Origin of the sequence: Chitinophaga eiseniae, from assembly GCF_012641265.1 — a bacterium.
Lineage (GTDB): Bacteria > Bacteroidota > Bacteroidia > Chitinophagales > Chitinophagaceae > Chitinophaga > Chitinophaga eiseniae_A.
In genome coordinates this window covers 356352-374162 of the sequence record NZ_JABAHZ010000004.1, presented here as the reverse complement: position 1 = coordinate 374162, position 17811 = coordinate 356352, and the positions used below count along the sequence as shown (strand labels likewise).

At 50.5% G+C, this 17811-nt stretch carries 17 protein-coding genes; 7 read left to right on the top strand and 10 right to left on the bottom strand.

The genetic code is table 11. The features are described from left to right. The first annotated feature begins 6 nt into the window (after positions 1-6). A complete protein-coding gene (locus tag HGH91_RS18580) occupies positions 7-1557 on the top strand; it encodes a RagB/SusD family nutrient uptake outer membrane protein (protein ID WP_168740304.1) in 1551 nt (516 codons plus the stop codon). Positions 1558-1630: 73 nt separating this feature from the next. Here HGH91_RS18580 and HGH91_RS18575 read toward each other — a convergent pair whose 3' ends face one another. From HGH91_RS18575 to HGH91_RS18545, 7 genes are all read right to left on the bottom strand, one after another. Then, positions 1631-2098, bottom strand: a complete 468-nt coding sequence (locus tag HGH91_RS18575) for a CYTH domain-containing protein (protein ID WP_168740303.1) — start codon at positions 2096-2098, stop codon at positions 1631-1633. Then, positions 2083-2622 (bottom strand): DinB family protein, encoded by a 540-nt coding sequence (locus HGH91_RS18570; protein WP_168740302.1) that lies wholly within the window; start codon positions 2620-2622, stop codon positions 2083-2085. The genes HGH91_RS18575 and HGH91_RS18570 overlap by 16 nt, the downstream gene beginning before the upstream one ends. Before the next feature lie 26 nt (positions 2623-2648). Continuing rightward, positions 2649-3053, bottom strand: coding sequence for an NUDIX hydrolase (locus HGH91_RS18565; protein WP_168740301.1), 405 nt, complete (start codon positions 3051-3053; stop codon positions 2649-2651). Between the two features lie 26 nt (positions 3054-3079). Then, positions 3080-3700, bottom strand: a complete 621-nt coding sequence (locus HGH91_RS18560; RefSeq protein WP_168740300.1) for a hypothetical protein — start codon at positions 3698-3700, stop codon at positions 3080-3082. 37 nt (positions 3701-3737) lie between these two features. After that, entirely contained in the window at positions 3738-4370 is a 633-nt protein-coding gene (locus tag HGH91_RS18555; protein ID WP_168740299.1) for a flavin reductase family protein, read from the bottom strand. A gap of 72 nt (positions 4371-4442) precedes the next feature. Beyond that, positions 4443-5669, bottom strand: a complete 1227-nt coding sequence (locus HGH91_RS18550) for an RNA polymerase sigma factor (protein ID WP_168740298.1) — start codon at positions 5667-5669, stop codon at positions 4443-4445. Between the two features lie 53 nt (positions 5670-5722). Next, positions 5723-6076, bottom strand: coding sequence for a YciI family protein (locus tag HGH91_RS18545; RefSeq protein ID WP_168740297.1), 354 nt, complete (start codon positions 6074-6076; stop codon positions 5723-5725). A 172-nt stretch (positions 6077-6248) separates the two neighbouring features. Between HGH91_RS18545 and HGH91_RS18540 the strand changes: the two genes are divergently transcribed. From HGH91_RS18540 to HGH91_RS18515, 6 genes are all read left to right on the top strand, one after another. Continuing rightward, positions 6249-7271: a LacI family DNA-binding transcriptional regulator gene (locus HGH91_RS18540; RefSeq protein WP_168740296.1), complete on the top strand. Its 1023-nt coding sequence runs from the start codon at positions 6249-6251 to the stop codon at positions 7269-7271. 88 nt (positions 7272-7359) lie between these two features. Continuing rightward, positions 7360-8496, top strand: a complete 1137-nt coding sequence (locus HGH91_RS18535) for a glycoside hydrolase family 172 protein (protein ID WP_168740295.1) — start codon at positions 7360-7362, stop codon at positions 8494-8496. 24 nt (positions 8497-8520) lie between these two features. Further along, on the top strand, positions 8521-10071 hold the full coding sequence (locus HGH91_RS18530) for an aldehyde dehydrogenase (NADP(+)) (RefSeq protein ID WP_168740294.1): 1551 nt from the start codon (positions 8521-8523) through the stop codon (positions 10069-10071). A 9-nt stretch (positions 10072-10080) separates the two neighbouring features. Further along, on the top strand, positions 10081-10863 hold the full coding sequence (locus HGH91_RS18525; protein WP_168740293.1) for an SDR family oxidoreductase: 783 nt from the start codon (positions 10081-10083) through the stop codon (positions 10861-10863). 23 nt (positions 10864-10886) lie between these two features. After that, entirely contained in the window at positions 10887-12119 is a 1233-nt protein-coding gene (locus HGH91_RS18520) for a DUF6786 family protein (protein WP_168740292.1), read from the top strand. A gap of 6 nt (positions 12120-12125) precedes the next feature. Continuing rightward, positions 12126-12986, top strand: coding sequence for a fumarylacetoacetate hydrolase family protein (locus HGH91_RS18515; RefSeq protein ID WP_168740291.1), 861 nt, complete (start codon positions 12126-12128; stop codon positions 12984-12986). On the opposite strand, the gene HGH91_RS18510 is transcribed toward HGH91_RS18515, so the two are convergent. From HGH91_RS18510 to HGH91_RS18500, 3 genes are all read right to left on the bottom strand, one after another. After that, complete coding sequence (locus HGH91_RS18510) at positions 12987-15554, bottom strand: GH116 family glycosyl hydrolase (protein WP_168740290.1); 2568 nt, start codon at positions 15552-15554, stop codon at positions 12987-12989. Positions 15555-15955: 401 nt separating this feature from the next. Beyond that, positions 15956-16933: a DUF4302 domain-containing protein gene (locus tag HGH91_RS18505; RefSeq protein ID WP_168740289.1), complete on the bottom strand. Its 978-nt coding sequence runs from the start codon at positions 16931-16933 to the stop codon at positions 15956-15958. Positions 16934-16962: 29 nt separating this feature from the next. Then, entirely contained in the window at positions 16963-17811 is an 849-nt protein-coding gene (locus HGH91_RS18500) for a putative zinc-binding metallopeptidase (protein WP_168740288.1), read from the bottom strand.

Sequence of the window (17811 nt, the reverse complement as noted above, 5' to 3'; positions counted from 1 at the left end):
TTAGTTATGAAAAAATATCAGCAGTTATTAATATTAGTAGGAATAGCGATGATCATAGGCAGCGGCTGTGGTAAAAACGTGCTGGATGTAACGCCGCCGGATAAGCTCGCCTCCTCCCTGTTCTGGAAAACGCCCGATGATGCCGATAAAGCGCTCACCGGTTTATACAATACCTTATACGCTAGCAGTGGCGGATATGCCACCTCCCAGTATAGCGTATTCGCCTGGGATAACTTTACTGATGATTCCTATGGACAATACAACTACGGTGGAGGCCTTAATGCGCTGACCGGGGGTATTACGCCACAGTCGGGCGATTTTGTGTTATCGTATTATACCAACTGTTACCAGGCTATTGCATCTGTGAATAGCTTCCTTGCCAACGTAGACAAGGTGCTCAGTGGTGATAAACTTACCCAATACAAAGGAGAAGCTTATTTCCTGCGGGCATTCAACTATTTCTGGCTGGCACAGCTCTATGGCAATACCGTAATCGTAACGGAAGATCCGTTTAGCCTCGACTATAAATCCAGCCGGGCAAAATCAGATCGTGATGCCGTGCTGAAACAGGTGCTGACCGACCTCGATGCTGCTATTGCCGCCCTGCCTGATGATGCCTATGGTAATGGACATGCCGTAAAGAGCACTGCCCAGGGATATAAAGTACGCGTATTGCTTTTCCAGAAAAACTATGCTGCAGCAGCAGCGCTGGCGCAGCAAATCATTACCGGCAACAAATATTCGCTGAACCCCAGCTATGCCGGTAACTTCTACAAACCTGATCAGAATAACAGTAAAGAGATCTTGTTTTCTGTGAAGTACCTGCGTCCGAATATCCTGCACCAGGATGTGGCCATTTCTGTGAACCTGCAACGCTGGAAGGGCGAGCAAGGCACCCAGGATCTGATCGACGAATATGAAGCCGCCGATGGCAAAGATACCACCTCCTCTGCAGTGTATGTACCCGGCAAGCCATATGAACACCGTGATCCGCGTATGCGCCAGACCTTCTTTTTCCCTGGCGATACCAAAGCGCAAGGCTGGCCATTTACCGGCGCCTTAGCCATTGCCACCCCGGGTAAAGACAGCTGGACCACCGGCTACTATGCGGTAAAGAAATGGCTGGATCCTACCCTTGTAGATCCCGACTATGGTACCATTGATGACAATGATTTTGTATTGCTGCGTTTTGCCGACGTATTGCTCATGTATGCCGAAGCCCAGAATGAAGTGGCCGGTCCAGACGCGTCTGTGTATGCCGCTATTAAACTGGTGAGAAACCGCAGCAATATGCCCGACTTACCGGCGGGCTTGTCGCAAACCCAGATGCGGGCTAAGATCCGGCATGAAAGAAGAGTAGAATTTGCCCTGGAAGGACTCCGCTACTTCGACCTGAGAAGATGGGGAATTGCCGCGCAGAAACTGAATGGGTTTGTGCCTAATCCACTGCAGCCTACTATCAAAACCAAGTATTTGCCCCAGTATGATTTCTGGCCTATTCCGCAAACGGAAATAGATAGAAATGCACCGGTGTTGATACAGAATTCAGGATATTAATATCGCTTATAAAATAAATGGGAGTAACGTTTTCTGCGTTACTCCCATTTATTTTATACTACTGCCATGTAATCTACCATTTGTTATAAGGCATCGTTGTCAGATTCGCATTATAATACCGGGCATCTGTTGTCACTTCTTCCGACACCCACTCTGGTCGTTCAAAAGATTCATCTTCACTTTCCAGTTCTATCTCTGCCACCAGTAAACCGGCATTATCCCCCAGGAATTCATCTATCTCCCAAACTTTATCCTTGTAGGTAAGGGTATACCTGATCTTCGACAGCTCAGCGATCGCAAACTGGTCCAGCAAAGTGCTGGCTTCTTCCATCGGTATTTCATATTCAAACTCTGCCCGGGTAGCGCCGGTTGACTTTCCCTTGATGGTCAGAAAACCTTTGGTGGGTGTGAGGCGCACCCGGATGGTTTTATCCGGGTCCAGCAGGAGGTATCCCTGCCTGTAATGTTCTCCAGCAGGCTTTTCCGCCCGTTGCCATTGCGCGCCGTTTACTAAAAATTTCCTTTCTATTTCCTGTCCCATTCCTGGTTATTTTTATTAATTAGACGATCTATTCGTGCTTTCTGCCGCAGATGATGTTGCATATGCATGGTGGTAAACTGTAACCATTCTGCTGCGCTGAAGAAATGTAATCCCGGGTGCATGGTTTTGCCCCTGGCCTGCATAATATCTCTAGCCGATAATAGTTGTTGTACTTCGTACTTTACCTGCTCCAATCCCTGTAGCAGGGCGGCTTTATTCACCGGCTGCATTACACTGTCGTAAGTAGCTGGTCCTGCTATCAACACATCGGGGAATCCCTCTTGTGCAAAAATAGTTTTGGCATCGGGATGCATCTCTTTATCACTGTCCCCGGTAGCCAGCAAAGCGGCTTTCATTTGTTCGACATGATACGTGGTATCTTCGATCAGGTGCATGTATAGCTGTCCCAATGACCATGCCCCTGGCGCCGGCGACTGTAACAATTGTTGCCAGGAGTAGTGGTCCAGGAAAGCGATCCATTGATCAATGCTGTCGTTAAAACGCTGTAGTAGTTGGTGTGACATCATGCAGTTGTATCAAAATTCATGAATTAATCTACCAATCCGTCTTCCTGTAGTTTTTTAAAAGCGATCAGTACACCCGCTACCTGGTGGGCTTCCATCTGATAGCTGGCAGGCGTAAAGTAACGCAGTGCACCGATTTCAGCAGCAGGAATGGGTTCTTGCTCCAGCTCATGTAAAAAACAATGTTGTCTCATTTCCAGGTTATCTTCACCAAAAGCCGGAGCACTAATGAAGTAGTACCATTGCAGGCTATCTCCCGGCAAATGGATATTCAGCTCTTCGTTAATTTCCCGTTGCAGGGCTGCTACCGCTGTTTCTCCCGGATCTACCTTTCCTCCCGGCAAATACCAGGCGCCTTTGTTGTTACTATAGGCGAGCAATAGCCGACGGTTTTTCACCACAATCAGGCCCGCACAATCTATATGTTTCATAGTGCAAAAATAAGAAAGCTACCTGTTTAAATACCGGGAAGTATTATTTCGGGAATATACCCGGCCTTGAAAGCCCGGATGATGGAAGCCGGCGTTAGCACCGTCACTGTTTCGTTGGGGGTGATGGCTATTGGTGTACCATAGCCGAAAGGCGACCAGGGATAAGCCGTCTGCCGGAATACCAGGCAGGGCTGTTCCTTGATGGCGATAAAAGCGCCGTCCGGCAGTTGTCCAAAAGTATCTTCATGGGTGACTTTTTCCTTCTTCCGGCTGATCCTTTCCTGTTGTAAAATTTTATCTATTTCCTGTATCGATACTTCCGCTGTAAATCCATACTGTGGATTACCTGCCAGCCAGCAGGATTTAAAATGCTGGTAAGCGGAACGCCTGCATTCAAAGCAGGGACGATGCCCTGCGGAGAAGGCGGTAGCTTCATCCAGGAAAAATAATTCGGTATAGCGACCGGGCGTCATCACCGTTCTTTTGCGGTCTTTGAATTGCAACACGCAGGTAATCCAGGCAGTAGATTTATATGCCCGGCAAATATGTTGCTGCTCATCATGCAATATGCCCCGGTTGCCCATCCAGCCACCGCGGGCACTGGTTTTAACCAGGCGGCCGAATGGGTCTACCCTGTTTTGTAACATACCCATCACATTTTGTCCTATTGAAATTAAGAAAGTTTTACCGGTTCGAAACGGCGTACAGCTGCTCGGGAATTTGTGCCAGCACCGATTCTCCCAATCTCTCCCCTAACCCATATAGTTGCTGAAAGCTCATGAGCAGTGGCCGCCATTTATCCGGATCTACGCGGTTAGGATGGCCATCCATCAGGATGCTGGGGTGAAGATGTACCTGGATAATATCGAGGTGGAAGATGCGTATACTTTGTGTAGCGCCCAGGGGATGTACTGCCGACACCGTGGCTTCCAGGTGTACAGGGCATTCCGCCACACGGGGCGCTGGCACTTTATCGGCAGGCAATGGTGTAAAACCTGCTGTTTCGAATTTATGGGGTTCAAACCGGTAGCCTCTTTGCTGTTTCCGTTCCGGAACCGGGTTACTACCGGTGGTGAGTGCCAGGCGGTTTACGCCCGCCACTTCCTTTACCGAAGGCAGGTTGAGCACACAACGGCCGGTGCGCAACAGGTTTTCGGTAGTTTTAGACGAAGCCCCCAGTCCCAATACACATTGCTGTCCCAGCCAGAAAGCAGATGACATGGGCGCGAGGTTAGCCGATCCATCCTCATTGAGGGTGCTGATTAATACGACCGGTGTTCCAAAGTAAAGAATAGCCGGTTCACTGACTACATGCATAACGTCTGTTTTTATGGTAAAGGTGACGCTTGCACGGGGTGTACACAACCCGTTTCTTGCGGATGTACCGGCTTATAATGCATCTATCTTCCGCTGCATGGTCCGTTTATCCGTGTCCGTTATTGCCAGCTGGTAAGCCCGTTGAAAATGTTCACGGGCCTTGTTGGGGTCGATACTACTGTACAACTCTCCCAGTAAGGCAAAATAAAAGTGATTATTTTCCAGCTTCAGTTTCTCCGCTTCGGTAATAGCAATGGCGGCGCCGTGTACCTTAGCGAGCGCATAGGTTCTATTGAGCGCAGCAATGGGAGAATAAGCTACCTGGAGCAGGCGGTTGTAAAGTTGCAACACCTGTTCCCATTTTTCCGGCGTATCATTTTTTTGTGTGCTCCAGTAAGCTATCGCCGCTTCCAGGTGATAGCGGGAAAGCCGTTGTCCTTCCGAAGCCTGGTGCAGGAACCATGCCCCACGGCCTATTAATTCCTGGTTCCAGCGGGTTTCGTCCTGGTCGTGGTACAGTATAATTTCTCCATTATCGCTTTTACGGGCTTCAAACCGCGAAGCATGAAAACACATCAAAGCAAACAGGGCATTGACTTCCGGCTGGTTGGTAGCTTCGTACTCAATCAATAAATAGGTGAGCCGCATCGCTTCCAGGCAAAGGTCTTCCCGCAGTACAGCGTCCTGGCTTTCCGAGTAGTAGCCTTCATTAAACAGCAGGTACAGGGTGGTGAGCACCGCATCGAGGCGTTGATTGATTTCCGCCGGCGCCGGGAATTCGATGGGAATTTTTTCTTCTCTTAACTTCTCTTTTGCCCGAAACAATCTTTTATTAATGACTTCTTTATTTGTTAAAAAAGCATTGGCAATTTCAGGAATCCCGAAACCGCAGAGGATGCGAAGAGCCAGTCCTATCTGGGCTTCCACCGGTATAGCAGGGTGACAGATGGCAAACAACATCTGTAGCTGGCTGTCTGTAATATTTTTTTCCGAGAGATTGATATCCAGTTGTTCGCTTTCTGTTGCCACCGCCTTCATCTGCGGGGCTATCTTTTCTGCAAAGTGCTGGTTACGTAAAAGATAATTCCTGGTTTTATTCTTAGCCACCAGGTACAACCAGGCCACCGGGTTCTCCGGAATACCCTTGTAGGGCCATACTTCCAGGGCAGACAAAAACGTTTCGCCGGCAATATCTTCCGCAACAGCGATGTTTTCTATTCCGAAAGCCTTGCAGAGTACAGCCGTGATCTTCCGGAATTCTGTCCTGAATAAATGTGGTATTAAGGCGGGTTGTTCCATGACACAAAAATAAAACAGTCCCGGCAGCTATGCTACCGGGACCAATGCCTCTTTTAATGTACGCCATCACCTTTAGCGATCTGCCGTACTTCCACGGTATTGCCGTCGCCTTGTAAAATGGGGCAGCCCTTTGCAAACTCCGCCGCTTCTTCCACTGAACCAGCTTTTACGATGATGTAACCGCCAATAGTTTCTTTTATCTCGCCAAAAGGCCCGTTGGTTACGGTTTTATCGGCATGTACCACCCGGGCATCTGCGAAAGGAAGGCCATTGCCGCCTACGAATTTGTTTTGTGCGGCAATACCGCCGATCCAATCCATGGTTTGTTTCATCCATATCTGGTTCTGTTCCGGAGACGCAATCTTATGGCCGTCTTCGTGTCTGAAAATCAGGATAAACTCTTGCATTGTTGTACGTTTTAATGTTATACCTGTATAACAAATGGTTTTGGACGAATTGGACAGGGTGTTTGGATTTTTTTGCGGCCGCCGGTCGCGGCCATATAAGTAGCTATAACGGGAAGTTAGAAAATTTTCCAAAAAACTTGCTTCCTTAAACGTTTAAGCATATTTTTAAGTCATGAAGAAGGTCTCACTAAAAGATATTGCTACCGCAGCGGGCGTATCTACCGCCCTGGTATCTTATGTGCTGACAAACAAAGAAAAAGAAGCCCGGGTAGGCGAAGAAATTGCGAAGAAGATCCGGGAAATTGCCCGGAAGCTGAACTATCAGCCCAATCATATTGCCCGCAGCCTGAAGAGTGGGCGCTCGTTTACCATAGGATTGATAGTAGCAGATATTTCCAACCCGTTCTTCGGCAATATTGCCCGGACCATTGAAGATGAAGCCAAGCGGAATAACTACACCGTTATTTTTGGCAGCTCTGATGAAAGTTCCGCTAAGTCGGACGACCTGGTGAATGTGTTGCTGAACCGCCAGGTAGATGGGTTGATCATCACTCCTGCCGAAGGGTCGGAGCATCAGCTCCGGCAACTGCAGGCGCAAAATATTCCCTTTGTACTGATCGACCGTTTTTTCCCGGAGATAATGGCCAGTCACATTACAGTAGATAATTACCAGGGGGCTAAAAAAGCGGTGGAGCACCTGATCCGTAAAGGCAGGCAACGGATAGGTATGATCGCGTATAAAACGACCCTGCATCATATCAGTGAGCGCAAACGCGGCTACCAGGAGGCCTTGCAGGCGCATGGGTTCAGCGCCAGCCGTAGCCTGCTGAAAACCGCCCGCTACTCGCATCTCAAAGAAGATATGCAACTGGCCATCGATCAGCTGCTCAACAGCCGCCATCGCGCCGATGCCATCTTCTTTGCCACCAACAGCCTGGCCATAGAGGGGTTGAAATATATCAATGAACGGGGTATCCGTATCCCGGATGAACTGGCCATCATCACGTTCGATGAAACGGATGCACTGGACCTGTTCTACTGTCCCATTACCTTTGTACGACAGCCTATCCCTGAAATGGGTAAAGCCGCCGTGCGGGTACTGCTGGAACAAATCAATCAACCGCATAAAGGCATAGAACATATTTGTATAGATACCACGCTGGTGGTCAGAAAATCCTGTGGCAAACGCCGCTAACCCATCACCAGGCAGGAACCCGTGTAGTGTTATGCCCACGCTTAAACGTTAAAGCTTATTATTCACAGTGATCTAATACCACGTAAAAATGAAAAAACTATTGCTGCTTATTCTTACCACCTGTGTCAGCGCGGCCATCTATGCACAACAACCTTTTAATGGCCTGGATATGAACATGGGTAACCTGTTCCGTTTATCTGACGCTAAAACCCGTTCTATCAGTCCGGAAAATCTGACCGGCGAACCCGGCAAAGGCGGCATGACACCATTAGACCAGGGCACCGCAAAAAACGCCGCCAGGGAATTGGGACAAGGCTGGAAGATAAATCCTTTCATCAACATCGAAGCCGGCAAAACAGTTACACTGGCCGAAATGAGCGGCCCCGGCGCCATTCAGCATATCTGGATGACGCCCACCGGCAACTGGCGCTATTCTATTCTCCGCATCTACTGGGACGATGAATCCACTCCTTCGGTAGAAGTACCTGTAGGTGATTTTTTTGGGATGGGCTGGGGAGAATATGCACCGCTTAGTTCCCTCGCCATATGCGTAAACCCGGGTAGTGCCTTCAACTGCTACTGGGCCATGCCCTTCCGCAAGAAGTGCAAAATCACCATGGAAAATATCAACACCGAAAGAATGACCCTCTACTACCAGGTAGACTATACCCTTACCCAGGTACCGGAAGATGCAGGCTATTTCCATGCACAATTCCGTCGCAACAACCCGGTAAAAGGCGCTGAGTTTACCATGATAGATGGCGTGAAAGGAAAAGGCCAATACGTAGGTACCTACCTCGCATGGGGCGTTAACAACAACGGCTGGTGGGGAGAAGGAGAAATCAAATTCTTCCTGGATGGCGACCGCCAGGCGCCTACCATCTGTGGTACCGGTACGGAAGACTATTTCTGTGGCTCCTATAACTTCGATAACAAAGGACATTACCAGGAATTCAATACGCCGTACACCGGTCTGCACCAGGTGATCCGCCCCGATGGACTCTATAAATCCCAGCAACGCTTCGGCTTATACCGCTGGCATATTATGGATCCTGTCCGCTTCGAAAAAGAGCTGAAGGTAACCATACAAGACCTGGGCTGGCGCAGCGGCGGACGGTATCTGCCACAGCAGTCGGATATCAGCAGCGTCGTGTTTTGGTACCAGCGCGAGCCACACGCCCCCTTTCCGGCATTACCGGCAAAAAATGATTTGGAAGTAAACTAACGTATACGCATAAACTACCGGACGATGAGCAGAAATATGTTAACAGGATTACAATTGATCGGTACCAGTTTTTCCGGAGAAGGCGACCACACCTTCCGGGCATTTGACCCGGTACGGCAACAATGGCTGCCCACCGAATTCCGGGAAGCCACCGCCGGCGAAATGGATGCCGCCCTCACCCTTGCGGCCAAAGCCTTTCCGCATTACAAAAAGCTGCCGGCCCCCCGGCGGGCTGCCTTCCTGCAAGCCATTGCAGCAGAAATCATGGCTTTGGGCGATGAGCTGATCCAGGTGGCCGCTGCCGAAAGCGGGCTGCCGGTAGCGCGGCTGCAGGGCGAAAGAGACCGCACCACCGGGCAGCTGCAATTATTTGCCGACACCATTGCCGAAGGCTCCTGGGTTAATGCCCGGATCAACACCCAACCCGATATCCGCCAGCTGCAAATACCCATTGGCGTGATCGGCATCTTTGGCGCCAGCAATTTTCCACTCGCCTTTTCGGTAGCGGGCGGCGATACTACCGCTGCGCTGGCCGCCGGTTGTACGGTGGTGTTTAAAGCACATCCCGCACATCCGCATACCTCTCACCTGGTAGCCACCGCCATCCGTAAGGCCGCTCTCCACACGCAAATGCCCGAAGGGGTATTTTCCATGCTGCATGGCACTTCCCATGAAACGGGGCAATACCTGGCCGCACATCCCCTCCTGTCGGCCATCGCATTTACCGGCTCCTTCAGGGGTGGCAAAGCACTATATGAAACGGCTACACGAAGAGCTACACCCATCCCGGTGTATGCGGAAATGGGCAGCGTAAATCCTGTTTTCTTTCTCCCGGGAATCTTACAGGAAAAAGGAGCCGAACTGGCGCAACAATTCCTGCAATCCGTGACCCAGGGCGTTGGGCAATTTTGCACTAATCCCGGTATGTTCATCACCGCTAAAGACGGCGCCAGCACCTTCGTACAGGCGTTACAACAAGGTATCACCACCGCCGCCGCCGGGTATATGCTTACGCCGGGCATACTGGAAGCCTATACCAGCGGTGTGGAACAATTGACCGGGCAAGGCGCGCTCGTGCTGGGGAAAGCACCTGCCACCCCACACCAGGGAAGCCCCTGCCTGTTACAGGTATCTGTGACCCAGGCGCTTGAAAATCCCGCGCTCTGTCACGAAGTATTCGGGCCTTCTTCCCTGCATATACAAGCCACCAATATGGAAGAACTATATCAGCTGGCGCAGCGGCTGGAAGGACAGCTCACCGTTACCATTCACGGTACGGAAACAGAGCTGACTGCACATGCCCCCCTGATAGATATCTTACGGGAGAAGGCAGGCCGGATCATTATCAATGGTTTTCCTACAGGCGTAGCCGTTAATCACGCCATGGTACATGGAGGCCCCTGGCCTGCCACCACGCCCGCTGCCGGCACTTCTGTAGGTACCACCGCCATTTACCGCTTCTGCCGGCCGGTATGTTTCCAGGGATTCCCCGCGTCACTGCTGCCACCCGAATTACAGGACCGCAATCCTTTGCGTATCTGGCGACTGGTAGACGGGCATTTTTCAAACACATAATAATCAGTTATGGATCTTGGTCTGAAAGATAAAATCATCCTCGTTACCGGCGGCGCCAAGGGCATAGGCGCTGCCATCACCAGCATACTGGCGCAGGAAGGTGCTATTCCCGTTATCATTGGCCGCAGTGAAGCCGATAACCAGGCGCACCTGCAACATATTCAACAAGCCGGTGGGAAAGGTGCACAGGTAGTAGCGGAGCTTACCAACCCTACCGCCTGCGAACAGGCCATTGCCACCGTTGCCGCCCAATTCGGCAGGATCGACGGACTGGTGAACAACGCCGGCATCAACGATGGCGTAGGGCTTAAAACCGGATCCTACGAAGGGTTTATGCAATCCCTCCACCGCAACCTGGTACACTACTACCTGATGGCGCATCACGCACTCCCCTTCCTGATTGCCAGCAAAGGCCCTATTGTAAACATCAGCTCCAAAACCGCTGAAACAGGCCAGGGTAACACTTCCGCTTATGCCGCTGCCAACGGTGGCCGCAATGCGCTCACCCGGGAATGGGCCGTGGAGCTCCGCTCCTTCGGCATCCGCGTCAATGCCATCATCGTAGCAGAGTCATGGACACCGCTATACGAAAGCTGGATCAACACCTTCCCGGATAAAGAAGCCAAACTGGCCAGCATCGTGGCCAACATACCCTTCGGTAAACGCATGACGCACCCGGAAGAAATTGCACAAACCACCGCGTTCCTGTTGTCAGAGAAATCGAGCCATACCACCGGGCAACTGATACACGTGGATGGTGGCTATGTACATCTCGACAGGGCGCTGATATAAACATTCACCTTAATTCCACCGATATGAAATCTATCCTCCTCTCCGGTTGCCTCGCTGCAGGATTGGCCGCCTGTAACAGCGGTGCAAAAAATACAGCACAACAGGCTGCCACTCCCGGCAACTTCAACGAAGACGTGGCCTTCCTGCAACAACACCTCCAAAATGTAGTGGTATTAAAACACGCCGGCGATAGTGGCCGTGTAGTAGTAACCGGCGACTACCAGGCCCGTGTAATGACCAGCACCACCGGCAGCAACAGCGGTAAAAGCTTTGGCTGGATCAACTATCACCTGGTAGCCTCCGGAAAATATGCGCCCCATATCAACGCATTCGGTGGCGAAGAACGCTTCTGGCTGGGACCAGAAGGTGGACAATACGCCCTTTTCTTTCCACCGGGAAAGCCCTTTGATTTTACCAACTGGCAAACACCAGGATTGATAGATACCACCCACTATACTGTTACCGCGCAATCCGATACCGCCATCACCTACCAGCAAGAGGGCGCCCTGCAGAATTATTCCGGCACCCATTTCAACCTGCATATCAGTCGCACTATCCGCCTGCTCAACAACCAGGACATCAATACCACACTGGGGTTTGCATTGCCGGCAGGCATGCACAGCGTGGCTTATGAAACCACTAACATACTCACCAACAAAAGCGATAGCGCCTGGCAGGAACAAAACGGCCTGCTGAGCATATGGCTGCTCGGCATGTTCAAACCATCGGAACAAACCGCTGTGGTAGCGCCCTTCAGGCATATCCCCAATGCGCAAAAACATATCACCGATAACTATTTTGGGAAAATAGGTCCCGCTAACCTACAGGTAAAAGACAGCCTGCTGCTCTTGCGCGCCGATGGTAAATCACGCGGTAAACTGGGGCTCTCCCCACTTGTAGCGAAAAAAGGCGCCGGCAGTATTGACCTTGCCAACAATACACTCACCGTACTATTTTATGAAGTGGTACCACAAGGACGTTATGTCAACGCTAAATGGGAACTGCAACAGGAACCGTTTAAAGGCGACGCGGTCAACTGCTACAATGATGGTCCACTGGCCGATGGCACACAAATGGGGCCTTTCTATGAAGTGGAATCTTCTTCCGATGCCAGGGCCTTAAAACCTGGCGAAGCCATGACCTATAAACAGGTGACCATGCACTTCGAAGGGAGCCGGGAGGCATTACAAGCAATGGCACAACAACTGTGGCAGCTGCCGTTGGAAGAAGTTCAACATTTTCTCACCAGCAAATAAACACACATGAATATCCTCCACATCTATAAAACTTCCCAGTTCCTCCTGGTAGCGCACCAGGAGCAATACTATTCCATTAATGCCGCCTGGGATCAATATGTAAACAGACCCGGATTATACCAGCACGTGCTCGCGGATATCAACGGCCGTACCCCCATTTCCAGGGATGCAGCGACAACGGTGCTCGCACACGATTTGCAGGCGCCTATCGGATCACAGGAAGTATGGGCTGCCGGTGTTACCTACTATCGCAGTCGCACCGCCCGCATGGAAGAATCGGAAATATCCGGTGGCGCCACCTTTTATGATAAAGTATATGTGGCCGAACGCCCGGAACTCTTTTTTAAAGCCACTCCCCACCGCGTTTCGGGGCATCAGCAAACCTTATATATCCGGGAAGATTCTACCTGGGATGTACCCGAGCCAGAGCTTACTTTATTTGTAAGCAGCGGGGGTACCGTGGAAGGCTATACGATTGGTAACGACATGAGCTCCCGCAGTATTGAAGGAGAAAATCCGCTGTATCTGCCGCAGGCAAAAGTATATGAAAAATGCGCCGGGCTGGGCCCCTGCCTGATGGTCCCTGATCGGCCCATCCCGGCCAACACCAACATCAGCATGTCGATTTACCGGCAGGAACAGCTGCAATACAACGACAATGTACCTATCAGTCAAATGAAACGCAGTCATGAAGAGCTGGTTCGTTTTCTCTTTAAAGGCTGCGCTTTCCCTACCGGCTGTTACCTGATGACCGGCACCTGCTTGGTACCCGGCAACGACTTCACCCTGCAGGATCACGACCGCGTTGAAATCAGTATCGATCATATTGGTCAACTGATCAACAACATTCAAACCCTGCGCGGATAGTTATACCAATTGCAAAGACATTTTCTTACCTGCCACCACCGCGTGCGTGGCAGGTATAGTACCATATGCCACCTTCAGCGAAGGAACACCCTTCTTCCAGCTCACCGTACCAAAACCGGTATTCGTGGAAATGAAGCTGGTGAAATCTCCTACCCGGGAATCGATATACAACGCCTGATCCACGGCGTCATAGCGCACGCCTGTCAGCCCCTGTAATAACCCGTAGCTCGACATGGCCCTCGCATACCAATGCCCGCATTCATACTCATTGAAAGGATTCCGTACGGCGCCGTCGTATCGCTGGCGGCAAGCTCGTACGATCTCCAATCCCTTTTCCACTTCGCCATGAAACATCAGGTGAGAAGCCACCTGGTATTCGATACCGGTCCACACCTCATTACTGTATACAAAGGGAAGCGACAACATGCCTCCTTTAGGCCAGGAACACAGCAACAAGCCACCTTCCGCTCCCAGCGCATAAGTGGAGCGTTGCGGGTTTACATGGGTGCTCAGATCTTTCTTGCCGTTGTATTTGTGTACCGCCAGCAAATGACTTTTAGTTTTGGCAGCATCAACAGGTTCTTCCAGTCCGCATACCCGGGCTATCCAGGCCCCCAGTATTCCGTCGGACAGGCAGCCCGCGCCATACTGGTATTTGGGGCCTTCTTTTTTCAGCAACACCCGCGCTTCTTCCGCATATTGTGTACTGAATGACTGCGCCTTTACCGGGTCGGGCGCCTTTAAGCCGGTCCACTTAATTTGTTGTACAAAAAACTCACCATTGTATAAAGTCGTTTCCAATGCGTGCTTCCCCTTCTGATAAAGGCTGCTGTAAACCGATACATCCTGCTGCAGAAATGTACCCATGTGCATGATGGCCTGCAATGCACCCAGGTAAAAACTGGTACACATGCTGGTAGGGCCCCAGAACTCAATGTCATAGGTATTATGATGTGGTTCTTCCACCAGTCCTTTCCCTTCGGGGTCCCACGTGCGGATACAGTAGTCCATGCTCACTTTTACCAGCGGATACATTTTCTTCAGCCAGTCGTGGTCGCCGCTGATGCGCCAGTCGCGGTATATTTTCATAATACCCCCCAGCTGTCCATCTGCTGCCGAGTGAAAATTATGCACCAGCGGAGAAATGGGCAGATTGGCGCGAAATCCCTGGTGACCTTCCGCATTTTGATTTTCGTTGAACTCTGTATTGCGCAAACTCCTTTCCAATGCGGGAAACAAGTGAGGCACTGCCTGCGCATAATTCCATACGTGGGTGCAGGTACCGTGACAGCTACCCCAGTTGTCGCCGGAGCCTTCCCAGCACCAGAATCGCCCATCGTGCTGGCGCATGACGGTAGCCGATTTCAGGATGGTAAGATTGGCCGCCACCGCTTCCAATACTTCCGGTGGCAAAGTGCTGTTATAAAAAGTATCGGTAAACCGTTGGGTGTTTTGTTGAAGGGTATCGTAATGCTGTGCCCAGTAATCAGCTACCGCCTGTATGCCATTGAACCGGCTGCTGTACCATGGCTTATAATACGGTGGTGTTCCGGGTTTGCCATTAACTGTGTCGCCTATCCGCAATTTGGAATCCGGTACATACCAGGCCATCATCACGCGAATGGTTTTCTGTTCGCCGGGTTGCAGGCGGAAAGGTACAAACAGGGATGCTCCGGGTGCATCCTGCGCCACGGGTGGCGTGTTGCGGGTATTGCCATCTTTCAGCGTGTTCCAAACCATGGTGAGTGGATCGAACCAGTTACCACGAAACCAGCAATGATCCACCACAGTATGGCGCTCGTTGGTGTAGATGGCAAAATGCCCTTGCTTCTCCGGCGCGTCTGCTATGGCGACCTGTGATAATATAAACCCGTTGGTGTAAGGTTTTATCGCATTGCCAGCGTCGCCCTGGCGCATAAAGTTCCGGGCGTTGTAAGAGAAGACATATTCTTCCGCCTGGTGGCTTTTGTTGGTAAACTGGTATTCCAGTCCCCCAACGGGCATGCTGGCATGGTCTTCATCTGTGGGAATAAAAGGACTCCAACCTTTTATACTTACCTGTAACGGCAGTTGCGGATCGGCGAGTATAATCTGTGCAAAAGGAAAGCGAGTCTGCAGCGTGGCTGTTTTAAACCGGGGTAATCCCCAGGTAGCGCCGCCGGTACCTCCAAGACCTGCATCGCGCTGTCCGAATTTTTTCCAGTCGGGTACCGGGCCTTCCAGCACCCGGGCCAGTCCGGGCGTACTTTTCAAACTAATAGCGGCAAACATGGCCGGTTCATGAAACATTTCAGGATTATGACGCACCGATAAATGAGAGATAGCCCCGGTACCTTCCAGGCAAAACATGCCGGCACCGATGCCTCCTATAGGAAATGCCGCCCGGTTATTGTATTTCCCGGCATAAACGTCGTTGAACCTGCGACGGGTTTCCGCTGCCTTATTATCCCGTTTCTCTTCCTCAACAGGCAGATCGGCCGCTCCGGCTACCGAAGGCAAGGCTGTTACGCCGAAAGAGGCAATGGCTATATTTTTCAGAAAAGAACGCCGGTTGTTATCTTTCTTCATATGCATACTTTTTTGAGATGGCTACCCTGTCGGTCGTTTTCATACGCCGGTCCTGGTTACATAGCCCATAACGGGAACACCTGTTTGTCAATATGGGCAACAAAATGCTTAATCGTTTAAGCTAATCTTTATAAAAATAGAGAATTCATCGTTAGGAAGCAATGCTTTTTAGAGAGATTTAAAAATAAGGCTGACCAAGCGTAGTTTTCCTCGCGAAGGCGCAAAGCAGGAAAGAAGCAAAGCAGCAGAGATTGAAGCGAATTTTAAGCCCGCAAAGCGGGGAGATTATATAGCATAGAATAATACTACATAATCTCCCCGCTTTGCGGGCTTAAAATTCGGGCTCTTCTTTCTTTTAATTTCTTTGCTTCTTTCCTGCTTTGCGCCTTCGCGAGAAAAACTTACGGTCTCGCTTCCAGCAAGCCTGTAATCACTTCATTCCCGTTTTTATCTACGGCAAACACCGTTACTTTAGCGCGATCATTACTCACTGCCCGCACGATCAGGTGATCGGTTTTCAATTTTTTGATAATAGCCCGGGGTAAGTCGATAAACAGCCAGCCGGGAGAAAATCCATTGTCTACATGCGAGAAAAAGCTGTTATTACCCAGGTGATACAAACTGAAATAATCCGGATCACCGTTTACCGCCACCGCAGCAGGATACATTTTCATATCGCGGTTAAACGGTACATAGGCGTTCAGGAAGGCCAGGTCATCCGGGCCCATGGCGAAGAAGGCCATGCTCAGGGCGCTGGGCGCCGATCCATTCTGATAGGTCAACTGTAATACGTTGATACTGCTCTTCTGGAAAGGCGATGCCCCCGACAACAGCAGCGAGCGCAGGTTGAAAGGATTATCAAACCAGGTGATAGGCGCTTTCAAACGGATCATCTTCATGGGGATACCACCTTCCGATTGGTAAGTCTGGCCTTTACGATAGGGCTGTATATCAATAGTATCCTGGCCTACGTTCAATACTTTAAAAAAGAAATCGCTGATGCCGCCCGATTCATTCCAGCCAGAGAACACGCTGCCACTGGCAAAGCTCAGCAAAGGGGCGCCGGTAGCACTGCTCACGTCGAACAAAGTGGGCGTGCCGGCATTGGATACCGGGAACGGTGACTTGGAAGTATAGGTACGGCTGGCCGTATCAAATCTCAGGATGATGGGCGTAGCACTCAGCACAGCCGTATCCGGGTTAGGCACGTATATCACCCAGCCATTGGGCGCATCCGCGAGCCGCTGCAGAATTTGTGTATTCAGCCGGTCCTGTTTGGCCGACAACTCATCCAGGTTAAAATCCTTTTCATATTTTGTACACCCCACCATACTTGCCACCATCGCCAGGGCTATCAGGAGTTGATATGTAGTTTTCATTTTCCCTTTTTTTAATGTCATTAAATACGTTAGGGTACCAGCGCCATCACAGTGGAATCCAGCTTTACCTTCATCAGGTGCAGGTCAATACCTTTGCTCAGGTAAAAAGCGTTGACCATCTTATACTTCTTTTCCAGCTTTGGATTGATGGCGGCAATACGGAGCACTTCCGACTTAGGCAAGCGGATCATGGTTTCTACCGTAGTGGCAAAATCTTCTTCCGGTAAATATCCCCCGTAAGCCGTAAAAAATCCGTCCTGGTTAGCCTGTTCATCTGTTTTATACTGGAACTGTAAATCGTAATAAGTCCCCTGTGATACCTGATCGTATCCTACCGGGCGCCCGAATTTCTGATCCAGCTGATGCGCATGTTCGTGGTATACTGTACAGATATGATCCCTGATCCAACCCCGGTCCAACGCGTAGTTATCTACATCTCCCATACCTAACCGGTAATACTGGGCGTTCAAACCTGCGCCGGCAGCGGGTCCTGAGTTCAGCGAGTTAAAGTGAATACCGGTTCCTACCGTCAGGAATTCGATAGGTATCTGGTGCTTGGAAAATTCCGGTGCATAGATGCTGATCGGTTCCAGCCACATTTTTTCCACGACCATTTTCGTATAGGGCTTGGCTTTTTCATATTTAGCAGGCACGAAAAAAGTAGTCGGATCAATTACCCTGGGTTCGAACTTATAAATAACCCGCAGCCCATATTTTTGCTGAATGGTGTCTATCAGGCTATCCAGCCCGTTTCTCAGCGCCCCCCTGGGAAAATAATCGATGGTATCGTTGATCGCCGGCTGCTTGTCCTTCACACAAGAGAAACAGATCAGGCTGACCAACGCAGTTATGACAGATAATTTGATTACTTGTTTCAT

Excerpts from the sequence above, each read along its gene's own strand:
- HGH91_RS18580 (WP_168740304.1), top strand. The coding sequence starts at position 7 with ATGAAAAAATATCAGCAGTTATTAATATTAGTAGGAATAGCGATGATC.
- HGH91_RS18575 (WP_168740303.1), bottom strand. The coding sequence starts at position 2,098 with ATGGGACAGGAAATAGAAAGGAAATTTTTAGTAAACGGCGCGCAATGG.
- HGH91_RS18570 (WP_168740302.1), bottom strand. The coding sequence starts at position 2,622 with ATGTCACACCAACTACTACAGCGTTTTAACGACAGCATTGATCAATGG.
- HGH91_RS18565 (WP_168740301.1), bottom strand. The coding sequence starts at position 3,053 with ATGAAACATATAGATTGTGCGGGCCTGATTGTGGTGAAAAACCGTCGG.
- HGH91_RS18560 (WP_168740300.1), bottom strand. The coding sequence starts at position 3,700 with ATGTTACAAAACAGGGTAGACCCATTCGGCCGCCTGGTTAAAACCAGT.
- HGH91_RS18555 (WP_168740299.1), bottom strand. The coding sequence starts at position 4,370 with ATGCATGTAGTCAGTGAACCGGCTATTCTTTACTTTGGAACACCGGTC.
- HGH91_RS18550 (WP_168740298.1), bottom strand. The coding sequence starts at position 5,669 with ATGGAACAACCCGCCTTAATACCACATTTATTCAGGACAGAATTCCGG.
- HGH91_RS18545 (WP_168740297.1), bottom strand. The coding sequence starts at position 6,076 with ATGCAAGAGTTTATCCTGATTTTCAGACACGAAGACGGCCATAAGATT.
- HGH91_RS18540 (WP_168740296.1), top strand. The coding sequence starts at position 6,249 with ATGAAGAAGGTCTCACTAAAAGATATTGCTACCGCAGCGGGCGTATCT.
- HGH91_RS18535 (WP_168740295.1), top strand. The coding sequence starts at position 7,360 with ATGAAAAAACTATTGCTGCTTATTCTTACCACCTGTGTCAGCGCGGCC.
- HGH91_RS18530 (WP_168740294.1), top strand. The coding sequence starts at position 8,521 with ATGAGCAGAAATATGTTAACAGGATTACAATTGATCGGTACCAGTTTT.
- HGH91_RS18525 (WP_168740293.1), top strand. The coding sequence starts at position 10,081 with ATGGATCTTGGTCTGAAAGATAAAATCATCCTCGTTACCGGCGGCGCC.
- HGH91_RS18520 (WP_168740292.1), top strand. The coding sequence starts at position 10,887 with ATGAAATCTATCCTCCTCTCCGGTTGCCTCGCTGCAGGATTGGCCGCC.
- HGH91_RS18515 (WP_168740291.1), top strand. The coding sequence starts at position 12,126 with ATGAATATCCTCCACATCTATAAAACTTCCCAGTTCCTCCTGGTAGCG.
- HGH91_RS18510 (WP_168740290.1), bottom strand. The coding sequence starts at position 15,554 with ATGAAGAAAGATAACAACCGGCGTTCTTTTCTGAAAAATATAGCCATT.
- HGH91_RS18505 (WP_168740289.1), bottom strand. The coding sequence starts at position 16,933 with ATGAAAACTACATATCAACTCCTGATAGCCCTGGCGATGGTGGCAAGT.
- HGH91_RS18500 (WP_168740288.1), bottom strand. The coding sequence starts at position 17,811 with ATGAAACAAGTAATCAAATTATCTGTCATAACTGCGTTGGTCAGCCTG.